Raw genomic sequence first — 12,304 nt, 5'->3', positions numbered from 1 at the left:
CCCCGGAGCGGGGGGACGCGCGGGCGGCCGGGGCGGGGGGACGCGCGGGCGGCCGGGGCGGGTGTGCGGACCGGGACGCCCGGTCAGGCGTGCCCGGTGGTGGCGCGCTCGGCCTTGCTGCGCTCGACGCAGAACTCGTTGCCCTCCGGATCGGCCAGGGTGATCCAGCCCGTGCCGTCCGGCCGGCGCCGGTCGGCCAGCACGGTGGCGCCCAGGGCGACCAGGCGCTCCGCCTCCTCGTCCCGGCTGCGGTCCTGCGGCTGCAGGTCCAGGTGGACCCGGTTCTTCGCCGGCTTGCCCTCGGGCACCCGGATGAACAGCAGCGCGGCGCCGGCGGACTCCACCAGGGCCTCCTCGTCGCCCGGATTGTCGTCCTCGCCCAGGGTGCCCTCCAGCGCCCCGGCCCAGAACGTCGCCAGGGCGAACGGGTCGGCGCAATCGATCGTCACATGTCGTACCAGAGAAGCCATGGGCCTACTCTGAACCGCCCCGTTCGGATCCGTCCAGCCTTTTCCGGGAGTGCCGGTGGCCGTCCAGCGGATACGGCGGGAACGCCGGGAGGATCTCCGCGAAGGCGTAGCCGCTCTTCTCCGCGACCCGGCAGGAGGCGTGGTTGTCGCCCTCGTGCAGCAGATCGATCCGGCGCAGGCCGTCCTCGGCGAAGACGGCGAAGGCCCAGGCGGTGAGCGCCTCCACCGCGCGCGGGGCGACGCCCCGGCCGCGGGCCGGACCGGCCGTCCAGTACCCCACCTCCGCGCTCTCCCCGCCCGGGGTGCCGCGCTTGAGCACGACGTTGCCGACCAGCCCGTCGGCGTCCAGCACCGCGAAGGAGTACCGGGTGCCGGCCGCCCGGCCCTCGCGCTGCTGCCCGAGCCAGTGCGCGGCCTGCTCCTCGTCGTCCACCGGGGTGCGGGTGAAGCGGCGCAGGGTCTCGTCCCGGTAGGCCTCGACCAGGGCCGGCGCGTCGGCGTCCTCGAAGGGGCGCAGCACCAGGCCCTCGGCCACCGGGTTTGCGGCTGCGGTCACTTCGCCTGCCCCTCCCAGTTCCAGCGCGGGGTCGGGCCGGGCTCGCCGAGGTCGGTGCCGGCCGGGGAGGCGGAGACGTCCTCGGCGATCTTCGTGCCCCAGTCGAAGTACTCCAGCACCCGGGCGCGCAGCAGTTCGTCCGCCGGCAGCTCCGCGCGGACGGCCTCGGCCATCAGCTCCATCCAGCGCAGCCGCTGCTCCTCGGTGATCCTCAGTCCCAGGTGGGCGCGCAACAGGGCCTGGTGGCCGCCGAGTTCGTCGGTGAAGGAGGTCGGGCCGCCGAAGACTTCCGCCAGCCAGGCCGCGACGTGCTCGATGTGGGTGGGGGTGAAGTCGGCGAAGACCGGCGCGAGCAGCGGGTCGGCGAGGACGCCCCGGTAGAAGGTGTGGCTGAGGCGGCGCAGCGCGTCGAGGCCGCCGACGGCGTCGTACAGGCTCGTGGGCCGTTGGTCGCTCATGGATGTTCTCCCCGTGGGTGCGTGACCGTGCGTCGTGACCTTCCTAGCAGGCGGACGGCTCGCCCGCCGGGGTCGCGGGCCCGCTGTTCGCGCCGGGCACAGCAAGCGGACGGCGGCGCTCCTGTCCCCCCGGTCCGGCCGCCGGCCCCGGACGTCCGCCCTCCGGTTGCGGGATCCCGCTTGACCCTGACGCCTGCGGCAGGGTCGGAAGGTGGCGTCCATGAACGAGTTCCCGCTGAACGACACCCGAAGGAACGACGCCCGCAGGTACGGCACCTGCGCGGACGTCGGACCCGTGGACGACGGACCCGTGGACGACGCCCGCGGGGGTGACTCCCGCGGGAGCGCCGGGAGCGTGCCGCAGGACCGGGTCGTGGTCGTCACCGGAGCCGGGACGGGCATCGGGCGGGAGACGGCGCGGGCCTTCGCCGCCGGGGGCGCACGGGTGCTGGCGGTCGGGCGGCGGCCGGGGCCGCTGGCGGAGACGGCCGCCGCGCACCCGTCCTCGATCGAACCGCTGGCCGCGGACGTGACCGGGCCGGACGCGCCGGAGGCGATCGTCGGGGCGGCGCTGGAGCGGTTCGGACGGCTGGACGTGCTGGTCAACAACGCGGGTGTCACCGGCGGCGGCGGGAAGCTCGGCGCGTACACCCGGGAGGGCATCGACGCCCTGCTGGCCACCAACCTGCTGGCCCCGGTCCTGCTGGGCCAGGCCGCCCTGCCGGCGCTGGCGGACAGCCGGGGCGTGATCGTCAACGTCAGCACCGCCGTCGGACAGCGCGGCTGGCCGTCCGGCTCGGTGTACGCGGCGGGCAAGGCCGCACTGGAGACGGTGACCCGCAGCTGGGCGGTGGAGCTGGCGCCGCGCGGGATCCGGGTGGTGGCGGTGGCACCGGGCGCGATCGGGACGCCCATCGGCGAGCACGCCGGGCGCAGCCCCGAACAGCTGGCGGCGCTGCGGGCCTGGCAGATCGCGCACACCCCGCTGGGCCGGATCGGCCACCCGGCGGAGGTCGCCTGGGCGATCGTGCAACTCGCCGCGCCGCAGGCCTCGTTCGTGACCGGCGTAGTGTTGTCCGTCGACGGGGGCGCGCTGGTGGGCTGACCCGCGGACGAGGCGGAGGGGGCCGAACGGGTGCGGATCGGCGAGCTGGCGCGGGCGACGGGCGCGACCGTCCGGGCGCTGCGGCACTACGAGCAGGCCGGGCTGATCGACTCCGGGCGCGAGCCGAACGGCTACCGCGACTACCGGGAGTCGGCGGTCGTCCGGGTGCGCAACATCCGCGCGCTGGTCGGCGCCGGGCTCACCCTGGACGACCTCGGCCCGCTGCTGGACTGCCTGGACGGGGACGTGCTCGCCGGCCCGCCGTCGGAACGGGTGCTCGCGGTCGCCCGGGCCCGGCTGGGGGCGCTGGAGCGCCGGATCGCCGCCCAGACCGAGGCGCGGGACCGGCTGGCGGCCGCCCTCGCCGCGGCCGAGGGGGCGACACGCGCGTGACACCCCCGATCGGGGGTGTGCAGGGGGCGGGTGGGAGAGGACAGTGGGCCCATGCAGATTCCACTCTCCGTGATGGACTTCCTCGACCGGGCCGAGCTGGTCTACGGCGACCGGGTCGGCATCGTCGACGAGCCGGCGCAGCCGGCCGAATCCTGGGGCGAGCTGAGCTACCGCCGGGTCGCCGAACTCGCCCGGGCCCAGGCGGCCGGGCTGGACCGGCTCGGCGTCGGGCCCGGCGAACGGGTCGCGATCGTCTCGCACAACTCGGCGCGGCTGCTCACCTCCTTCTTCGGGGTGAGCGGCCACGGCCGGGTGCTGGTTCCGGTGAACTTCCGGCTGAAGGCCGAGGAGGTGTCGTACATCGTCGAGCAGAGCGGCGCCTCCGTCCTGCTCGTCGACCCCGAAGTCGCCGACGCGCTCCACGGGGTGCCGGCCAAGCACACGTTCGTGCTCGGCGCCGACAGTGACGCCCTGCTGTACGACCACGACCACTCCCCCCGGCCGTACGCGTTCTCCGAGAACGACACCGCCACCATCAACTACACCAGCGGAACCACCGCCCGCCCCAAGGGCGTCCAGCTCACCCACCGCAACGTCTGGCTCAACGCGACGCTGATGGGCCTGCACTACGGCGCGAACGACCGGGACGTCTACCTGCACACCCTGCCGATGTTCCACGCCAACGGCTGGGGCCTGCCGTTCTCCCTCACCGGGCTCGGCGCCAAGCACATCGTGCTGCGCAAGGTGGACGGCGCGGAGATCCTGCGCCGGGTCGAGCAGCACGGGGTGACCTTCCTGTCCGGCGCTCCCGCCGTGGTGCAGATGGTGCTGGACGCGGCCGCCGACTGGGACGGCCCGGTGCCCGGCCGGGACCGGGTGCGGATGATCGTGGCCGGCGCCCCGCCGCCGACCTCGGTGGTGCAGCAGGTCGAGGAGCAGCTGGGCTGGGAGTTCATGCAGCTCTACGGCCTGACCGAGACCGCGCCGATCGTCACGGTCAACCGCTCGCGGGCCGAGTGGGACGCCCTGCCGGCCGCCGAGCGCGCCGAGAAGCTGGTGCAGGCCGGCGCGCCCGCACTCGGCACCCGGGTGCGGGTGGACGCCTCCGGCGAGGTACTGGTGCGCTCCAACACCGTGCTGGACGGCTACTGGCAGCAGCCGGAGGCGACCGCCGAGGCGCTGCGGGACGAGTGGTTCCACACCGGCGACGGCGGCACCGTCGTGGACGGCCAACTGAGCATCTCGGACCGGAAGAAGGACGTCATCATCAGCGGCGGGGAGAACGTCTCCTCGATCGAGGTGGAGGACTGCCTGTACGGCCACCCGGCGGTCGCCGAGGCGGCCGTGATCGGGGTGCCGCACGAGAAGTGGGGCGAGACGGTGAAGGCGCTGGTGGTCCTCCGGGAGGGCCACGATCCGGTCACCGAGGCCGAGTTGATCGCGCACTGCAAGCAGCGGCTGGCCGGCTACAAGTCGCCCACCTCGGTGGAGTTCCGGGACGCGCTGCCGCGCACCGCCACCGGGAAGCTGCAGAAGTTCCGGCTGCGCGAGCCGTACTGGACCGGACGGCAGCGGCAGGTCAACTGACCAGGCCCGACTCCCTCGCCGCGAGGGCGAGTTCGGTCCGGTTGCGGACGCCGAGCTTGTGCATCGCGGACTTGAGGTAGCCGGTCACGGTGTTGCAGGTCAGGCCCAGTCGGGCGGCGATCTCCGGGTTGGTCCGGCCGGTCGCCGCCCAGCGCAGCACCTCGTGCTCGCGCGGGGTCAACGGCCGTGCGGGGGCGGCCGGCCGGGGCTTCTCGCGGCTCCACTCGGCCGCCCCGGCGAGCGCCCGGGCGGCGGCCCCCGCCAGCGCGCCGACCGCGGATATCCGGACGTCCCCGAACGGCACGACGGCGCGCACCGAGGCGTAGACCACGCCGTGCACGGTGGCGCCGTCCATCAGCGGGACGGTGAGCATCGCGTACAGGTCGTCGGCGGCCACGGCCGCGTCGTAGTGGTGCGAAATGGTCGTCGCCGCACGGTAGTCGGGCACCCAGGTCGGCGCGCGCTCGGCGAGCGCACGGCCACCGAGGCCGAGGCCGGCCGGGACGGCCACGTTGTGCAGCAGATCGGCCCGGGTGCCCGCCCAGTGGCGCAGCACCATGCCCTCACCGCCCTTCCCGCGCCCGGGCAGCGACTCCGGCAGCCCGACCAGCCCGACGTCCACCCCGCACTCCGCCACCACCCGGCGGGCGAGGTCGCCGAGCACGGCGTCCCGCACCAGCGCGGCGGCCCGCGCGGCGACTTCGGCCTCGCCCGGTCCTGCGGCGCCGCCGTCGGGGCGTGCGGACCGGCCGGGACGTGCGGCGACGGCGTCGGGGCGGGTGGCATCGCCGTCGGGGCGGGTGGCATCGCCGTCCGGGCGGGTGGCATCGCCGTCCGGGCGGGCGGATCGGCCGTGGGGTCGCGCAGTTCGGGGGGTGTCCGCGCTTTTCATCGCGCGATTCTCACACGCGCCGGGACCGGTGGCGAGAGTCCTGACGTGCGTCTTTCGTGGAGTGGCGCGCGCCCGTGACGGCACGGGCGTAAGGTGCGGCCGAGGCTACCGGCGGGTAGCGGCCGCCGTGACCGGAGGGAAGCCGATGACCGACCCGAAGACCCCGACCCCGACCCCGGCGGACGTCCTGGGCGGGCTCCTGGAGGACCTGCGGGCCGAGAGCGCCGTCCTGGACGGACTGGTGACCGGTCTGCCGGCGGAAGGCTGGAACCGGTCGACGCCCGCCGAAGGCTGGACCGTCGCGCACCAGATCGCCCACCTCGCCTGGACCGACGACTGGACGGCGCTGGCCGCGCGCGACGCGGAAGGCTTCGGCGCGGCACTCCGCGACCGCTTCGGCGCACTGCTGGAGGCCGGCGCCGACCCGGTCGAGGAGGGTGCCCGGGAAGGCGCGGCCGCCGAGCCCGCCGCGCTGCTCTCCCGCTGGCGGGCCGGACGGGAGGACGTGCTGGCCGCACTGGCCGCCGCCCCCTCCGACGTGCGGCTGCCCTGGTTCGGCCCGCCGATGAAGCCCGCCTCGATGGCCACCGCCCGGCTGATGGAGACCTGGGCGCACGGCCAGGACGTCGCGGACTCGCTCGGCGTCACCCGTGAGCCCACCGCCCGGCTGCGGCACATCGCCCACCTGGGGCTGCGCACCCTGGGCTTCGCCTTCGGCGCGCACGGCCTGCCCGCGCCGGAGCACCCGGTCCGGCTCGAACTGACCGCCCCCGACGGCGGGACGTGGGTCTTCGGCCCGGCCGGCGCACAGGACGTGGTGACGGGCCCGGCCCTGGACTTCTGTCTCCTGGTGACCCAGCGCCGCCACCGGGACGACCTCGACCTCACCGCCACCGGCCCGGTCGCCACCGCCTGGCTCCCGATCGCCCAGGCCTTCGCCGGCGCCCCGGGCAAGGGGCGGCAGCCCGGGGCCTAGGGAGTCCGCGCCCGAGAGGGGACCGGGGGCCGGAGAGGATCGGGACCGGGGGCCGGAGGGGACCGGGGCCCGGGGCCCGGGGTGTCCGGGGCGCCTGTCGGACCCGCGGGGTTCAATGGCGGACATGAACGACCTGATCGGCCGCCTGCCCACCGTCCCCGAGCTGCGCGACCGCTGCCGCGCGCTGGCCGTGCTCGACGCGGTCCTCAGCCCGGACGACTGGGGCGGCCGGTACTACTCCTACGACTCCCGCTGGTCCGAGGACGAGGCCCTCGGCTCGATGCGCGACGGCCAGGGCAACGACTGGTTCGTGCTGTTCTCCCCCGTCGGCGTCTACGGGCGGAGCTTCGACCACGAGGTGCCCACCACCCTGAAGCCGCTCGCCGCCGTCCCCGAGGAGTTCCGCGGCTGCGTCGAGCAGTTGGGCGCCGGGGACGAGGCGGAGCCGGTCGCCACCGCCTTCTTCTGGCGGGCGCCCGGGGACGCGGCCTGGCAGGGCGACGCCGTCGACGGGGGCGCGGCGGGCCCGTTCGCACTGCTGCTGGACGTCTCGGCCGAGGCCTACCGGGACTGGGCCGAGGAGTACTTCGAGCCGGAGCAAGCGCCGTCCCTGGCCGCGATCGAGCACGTCCTGGCGCTGCGGCCGCTCACCCCGGCCGTGGTGGCGGCACTCAACCCGGACACCGACCTGGCGGAGCTCGCGGGGGACCTCGCGGAGATCGGGTACCCGCACTGAGGGATTCCCCGCCGAGGGCCGCACCGAGGATTCCGCTACCGGGGATCCCGCACCGGGGCATCGCACCCGGGCATCGGGCCCGGGTATCGGAACGCCCTCAGAGGCCGATCCTGAGCGGGGTGAGCCGGGTGGCGATCAGGTTGGTGGCGCCCCGGTCGCGCTCGATGCGGCCGTGCACCAGCAGCCCGGCCCGGTCCAGGGCGGTGCGGCGCTGGGACTCCCAGACCGGGCGGTTGCAGATCACGTTGATCAGGCCGGTCTCGTCCTCCAGGCTGAGGAAGAGCACCCCGCCGGCCGTCGGCGGCCGCTGCCGGTGGGTGACCAGGCCGCCGACCACCACCGCCGTTCCCGGTGGTACGTCCGGGAGTTGGGCGGCCGACAGGGCGCCGCCGCGCTCCAGCCGGTCGCGCAGGTGCTGGAGCGGGTGGCCGACGGCGGAGGTGCCGGTGGCCCACAGGTCGGCGATGGTCTCCTCGACCGGGCTCATGCCGGGCAGGTCCGGAGCCTCGGTACCGGGCGTGGTGCCGGGGAGCAGCTCCGCCGAAATCCCGGCGAACGCCCCGGCCGTCCACAGTGCCTGACGTCGCGTCAGGCCGAAGCAGTCGAAGGCGCCCGCGGTCGCCAGCGCCTCCAGGGCGGGCGCGGGCAGGCCGGTGCGGCGGGCGAAGTCCTCCAGGTCGGTGTACGGCTGCCCGGCCGCGATCGCCTCGGCCTGCGGGGTGCCGATGCCGCGGACGGTCTCCAGGCCGAGCCGGATGGCCGGCTGCGGGCGTCCGGCGGTCAGCGGCGGCTTCGGGGTCGGCCCCCGGTACGGCTCCAGGGTGGGCCGCGCCCCGCTGGCGTTGACGTCCACCCCGCGCACCCGCACGCCGTGCCGCCGGACGTCCGCGACCAGGCTGAGCGGCGAGTAGAAGCCCATCGGCTGGTTGGCCAGCAGGGCGCAGGTGAAGGCCGCCGGGAAGTGGTGCTTGAGCCAGGCGCTGGCGTACACCAGGTAGGCGAAGCTGATCGCGTGGCTCTCCGGGAAGCCGTAGCTGGAGAAGGCCTCGATCTTGCCGTAGACGTCCTCGGCGACCTCCGGCGGGATGCCGCGCTCGGCCATCCCGCCCAGCAGCCGCTCGCGCAGCCGGGCGACCCGCTCGTGCGAACGCTTGGCCCCCATCGCCTGCCGCAGCCGGTCGGCCTCGGCGGGGGTGAACCCGGCGCAGTCGATGGCGAGTTGCATCATCTGCTCCTGGAACAGCGGCACCCCGAGGGTCTTGCCGAGCGCGTTCTCCATCAGCGGGTGCGGGCAGCCCGGCGGCTCCACCCCGGCGCGGCGGCGCAGGTACGGGTGGACGGAGCCGCCCTGGATCGGGCCGGGTCGGATCAGCGCGACCTCGACCACCAGGTCGTAGAAGTGGTCCGGCTTGAGCCGGGGCAGGGTCGCCATCTGCGCCCGGGACTCGACCTGGAACACGCCGACGGTGTCGGCCCGGCGCAGCATCGCGTACACGCCCTTGTCGTCGTCCGGGATGGTGGCCAGGTCGTAGCGCAGGCCGTGGTGCTCCGCGACCAGCGCGCAGGCGTCGTGCAGCGCGGCGAGCATGCCGAGGCCGAGCAGGTCGATCTTCACCAGCCCGGCGCCGGCGGTGGACTCCTTGTCCCACTGCAGGACGGAACGCCCGGGCATCCGGGCCCACTCGGTCGGGCAGATCTCCCCGATCGGCTCCTTGGTGAGCACCATGCCGCCCGAGTGGATGCCCAGGTGGCGCGGCAGGCCGTGGAGTTGGGCGGCGAGCGAGAGCACGTCGGCGGGGATGACGGCGTCCGCGCCGGGGGCGGAGCGGAAGTCGGTCTGCCGGCTGAACGCGTCCACCTGCCCCTGCGGGTAGCCGAGCACCCGGGCGGCGTCGCGAATCGCCAGCCGGGGCCGGTAGGTGATCACGTTGGCGACCTGGGCGGCGTGCTCGCGCCCGTAACGGCCGTAGACGTACTGGATGACCTCCTCGCGGCGGCGGTTCTCGATGTCCAGATCGATGTCGGGCGGCCCGTCCCGGGCGGTGGACAGAAAGCGTTCGAACAGCAGCCGGTAGTGGATCGGGTCGACGGCGGTGATCCCCAGGGCGTAGCAGACCGCGGAGTTGGCGGCCGAGCCGCGGCCCTGGCACCAGATGTCCCGGTCCCGGCAGAAGTCCACGATGTCGTGCACGATCAGGAAGTAGCCGGCCAGGTCGAGGTCCTCGATCACGTCCAGCTCCTTGGCGAGCTGGCGGCGGGCGGCGGCGTTGCCGGGGCCGAAGCGGGCCGGTCCGCCGACCGCGACCAGGGCACGCAGGTGGCTGATCTCGGTCTCGCCCTCGGGGACGGGGAAGCCCGGCAGCTCCGGGTCCAGTGTGGCGAAGTCGAAGGCGCAGGCCCGGCCTAGTTCGACGGTGGCCCGCTGCACGCCCGGGAAGCGGGCCAGCCGGCCGGCCATCTCGCGGCCCGAGCGCAGGTGCGCGGTGCCGGCCACCAGGGTCCGGCCGACCGCGTCCTGCAGGGTGCGGCGCTCGTGCAGCGCGGCGAGGCTCTGCGCGAGGCGGCCCTGGGCGGGGCCGGCGTGGTGGGCGTTGGTGGAGGCGACGGTGGTCAGTCCGTGTCCGGCGGCGAGCGCGGCCAGCGCGTCGTTGCGCCGGTCGTCGCCGGGCAGCCACTGGTCGATCAGCTCGACGTGCACGTTCTCGCGGCCGAACGCCTCGGTGAGGGTGTGCAGCCGCTGCCCGGCCGTACCGTCCGCGAGGCCCGCCGGGACGCGGCCGAGGCGGCAGCCGGTGAGCACCGCCCAGTGGCCGCCGTGCGCGGCGGCCAGCGCCGCGAGGTCGTACACCGGGCGGCCCTTCGCGCCGCCGGCCAGCTGGGCGGCGGCGATCGCGGCGGAGAGGCGGCGGTAGCCGACCGGGTCACGGGCGAGGACCAGCAGGTGCTCGGTCTCCTCCGGGGAGTGGCGGAGGGTCAGCTCGGCCCCGAACACGGTGGCCACGCCGGTGCCCCGGGCCGCCTCCGCGAGCCGGACGGCGCCGTACAGGCCGTCGTGGTCGGTGACCGCGAGGGTCTCCACACCCAGCCGGGCCGCCTCGGCGACCAGGGCCTCCGGGTCGCTGGCGCCGTCCAGGAAGCTGAAGGCGGAGTGGACGTGCAGCTCGGCCCAGGGCTCGGCGGAGCCCTTCGGGGCGGCCGGGGGTTCCTCCGGAACGGGACGGCGCAGCGGGACGACCGTGCGGTCCGGCGCCGCGCCGGTCAGCCGGCGGTGCAGCTCGCTCCAGGGGACGGTGGGGTGGCTGGTGAAGCCCATCGGGGGTCGCCTTCGTCGTTCTCGTGCTCGTCCTCCCCCCTCCTCCGGGTCCGGGGCCGCCAAGCCCTTGTCCGGGCCCAGGCCCCTGTCCGGGCCTAGTCGTAGCCGGCCTCCACGTACCACGCACCCCCCTCCACGGTGAGCAGCAGCGCCCGGCCGCCACCCACCACCACCTGGAACCGCGCCCGGCGGCGGGCGAGCGACTGGTCCCACCAGTACTCGACCGCCGGCCACGGCCCGGTCCAGCCGTCCACCCGCTCCTCCCGGCCCCGGACCACGACCAGGGCCGGACGAGCCGACACCCCCGCCCGCCCGTCCACCGTGACCGGCTGCCCGGCCGCGTCCAGCACCCGCACCGGCGCCGGATCCCGCAGCACCACGGCCGGCCACACCTCCGGCAGCCGCCCCGGCCACGGCGCGTCGACCGGAACCGCCGCCTCGTACGGCTCGCCCCACGGCACCCTGACCGCCTGCTCCCCCGGGCCGCGCCCCCCGGCCGGCTCGATCCGGCGCAGCCCGGCATGCCCGAGCACCGCCTGCACCCGGGCGACCGCGCGCTCCACCCGGTCGTCGGCGACGGCCTGGCCCCACAGCGCCAACTGGCGGCCCTGGTCCGGGGAGAGACCGTCGGGGGCCAGGCGGAGCAGGGTGAAACCGGTGTCGGGGCCCTCCCCGGCAGCCGCGAAGGTGCCGGCGCCCTGCCACGCCTGGAGCTGCCAGCGGACCCGCTCGGCCAGCGCCGTCGCCGACAGCCGGCCCTCGTGCCGCCACAGCCGGGAGACCGTCCGGCCGTCCGCGCAAGCCACCTCGACCGCCACCCGGCGGCAGGTCAGCCCGGCCCCGGCCAGCCGCTGGTGCAGCGCCTCGGCCAGCGCGCGGCCGACGAACACCAACGGCTCGGCCAGCGGCTCCGGCGGGTCGAAGCGCTGCTCGACGGCGAGGTCCGGCTCCTCGTCGCGCGGCACCAGTGGACGCGGCTGCAGCCCGCGGGCCAGCCGGTGCGCGACCGTCCCGGACGGGCCGAAGCGGTCCGCGACCGCCTCGGACGGCAGCGCGGCGAACGCCCCGACGGTGGGCAGGCCGAGCCGCCCGAGCAACTCGGCCGGGGCCTCGTCGCCCAGCGCGCTCACCGGGTACGGGGCGAGGAACTCCGCGGTCCGGCCGGCCGGTACCAGCACCCCGGCGCGGGCGGCGAGCACCGCGGCGAACAGGCCGTCCGCGACGCCGACCTGGGCGTGGGGGGTGGTCGGCGGGGCCGCGCCGAGGGGGTCGGGGGTCTCGGGGGCTCCTGGGGTTCCTGGGGTTCCTGGGGTCTCGGGTGTTCCTGGGGAATCGGAGGGCTCGGGTGTTCCGGAGGGCTCGGGCGTTCGCGTTCCGGAGGGTTCGACCGCCACCGCGCCCGGGACGGCGTCCGGGACGGGCGGCCGGCCGAGGGCGTCCGCCACCGCCGTACGGACCTTGGCCGCCAGCGCCTCCTCGCCGCCGAAGTAGCGGCCCGGGCCCTTCACCGGGATCGCGCACAGGCCGGGGCGGATCACCTCCACCCGGGGCGTGAACGCCTCCACCGCCGCGACCACCGGCTCGAAGCGGCGGGTCTCCGCCTCCGGGTCGCGGTCGCGCAGCTCCAGCTCCGGGCAGAGCCGCTGGGCCAGCTTGAGCCGCTGCCCCTGCCGCACCCCGGCCGCCCGGGCACCCGCCGAACAGGCGAGGATCCGCCCGCCCTCGGTCACCGCCACCGGGTCGTCGCCGGTGACGGCGACCACCGGCCAGTCCGGGCACCAGACGACCAGCACCCGGGGGGTCCGGTCCCCGGCGGTC

Annotated in this window: 11 protein-coding genes; 5 read left to right on the top strand and 6 right to left on the bottom strand. The window is 75.9% G+C overall.

The annotated features are described in order from the left end of the window. Positions 1-83 precede the first annotated feature (83 nt). The 3 genes from ACFV0O_RS32015 to ACFV0O_RS32005 are packed head-to-tail and all read right to left on the bottom strand — an operon-like array spanning position 84 to position 1,484. Complete coding sequence (locus tag ACFV0O_RS32015; RefSeq protein ID WP_380347271.1) at positions 84-470, bottom strand: VOC family protein; 387 nt, start codon at positions 468-470, stop codon at positions 84-86. 4 nt (positions 471-474) lie between these two features. Next, positions 475-1,026, bottom strand: coding sequence for a GNAT family N-acetyltransferase (locus tag ACFV0O_RS32010; protein WP_380347270.1), 552 nt, complete (start codon positions 1,024-1,026; stop codon positions 475-477). After that, positions 1,023-1,484 carry a group II truncated hemoglobin gene (locus tag ACFV0O_RS32005; protein WP_380347269.1) on the bottom strand — a complete coding sequence of 154 codons (462 nt, stop codon included), beginning with the start codon at positions 1,482-1,484 and terminating at the stop codon, positions 1,023-1,025. Before ACFV0O_RS32005 ends, ACFV0O_RS32010 begins: the two co-directional genes overlap by 4 nt. A gap of 220 nt (positions 1,485-1,704) precedes the next feature. On the opposite strand from ACFV0O_RS32005, the gene ACFV0O_RS32000 reads away from it, so the two are divergent. The 3 genes from ACFV0O_RS32000 to ACFV0O_RS31990 are packed head-to-tail and all read left to right on the top strand — an operon-like array spanning position 1,705 to position 4,569. Beyond that, the gene (locus ACFV0O_RS32000) at positions 1,705-2,589 is read left to right on the top strand and encodes an SDR family NAD(P)-dependent oxidoreductase (RefSeq protein ID WP_380347268.1); all 885 of its coding nucleotides are present in this window, start codon (positions 1,705-1,707) and stop codon (positions 2,587-2,589) included. Positions 2,590-2,619: 30 nt separating this feature from the next. Next, on the top strand, positions 2,620-2,982 hold the full coding sequence (locus ACFV0O_RS31995) for a MerR family transcriptional regulator (RefSeq protein ID WP_380347267.1): 363 nt from the start codon (positions 2,620-2,622) through the stop codon (positions 2,980-2,982). Between the two features lie 51 nt (positions 2,983-3,033). Further along, positions 3,034-4,569, top strand: coding sequence for an AMP-binding protein (locus ACFV0O_RS31990; RefSeq protein ID WP_380347266.1), 1,536 nt, complete (start codon positions 3,034-3,036; stop codon positions 4,567-4,569). On the opposite strand, the gene ACFV0O_RS31985 is transcribed toward ACFV0O_RS31990, so the two are convergent. Then, positions 4,562-5,461, bottom strand: a complete 900-nt coding sequence (locus ACFV0O_RS31985; RefSeq protein ID WP_380347265.1) for a LuxR C-terminal-related transcriptional regulator — start codon at positions 5,459-5,461, stop codon at positions 4,562-4,564. The genes ACFV0O_RS31990 and ACFV0O_RS31985 overlap by 8 nt on opposite strands. Positions 5,462-5,606: 145 nt before the next feature. Between ACFV0O_RS31985 and ACFV0O_RS31980 the strand changes: the two genes are divergently transcribed. Continuing rightward, positions 5,607-6,437, top strand: coding sequence for a TIGR03084 family metal-binding protein (locus ACFV0O_RS31980; protein ID WP_380347264.1), 831 nt, complete (start codon positions 5,607-5,609; stop codon positions 6,435-6,437). A 124-nt stretch (positions 6,438-6,561) separates the two neighbouring features. Then, complete coding sequence (locus ACFV0O_RS31975) at positions 6,562-7,173, top strand: hypothetical protein (RefSeq protein WP_380347263.1); 612 nt, start codon at positions 6,562-6,564, stop codon at positions 7,171-7,173. A gap of 97 nt (positions 7,174-7,270) precedes the next feature. On the opposite strand, the gene ACFV0O_RS31970 is transcribed toward ACFV0O_RS31975, so the two are convergent. Then, positions 7,271-10,486 (bottom strand): error-prone DNA polymerase, encoded by a 3,216-nt coding sequence (locus tag ACFV0O_RS31970; RefSeq protein ID WP_380347262.1) that lies wholly within the window; start codon positions 10,484-10,486, stop codon positions 7,271-7,273. A gap of 95 nt (positions 10,487-10,581) precedes the next feature. Then, positions 10,582-12,279: a DNA polymerase Y family protein gene (locus ACFV0O_RS31965; protein WP_380347261.1), complete on the bottom strand. Its 1,698-nt coding sequence runs from the start codon at positions 12,277-12,279 to the stop codon at positions 10,582-10,584. Positions 12,280-12,304 lie beyond the last annotated feature (25 nt).

Source organism: Kitasatospora sp. NPDC059577 (assembly GCF_042735475.1).
GTDB lineage: Bacteria > Actinomycetota > Actinomycetes > Streptomycetales > Streptomycetaceae > Kitasatospora.
This window is presented reverse-complemented; position numbering and strand designations above follow the sequence as displayed.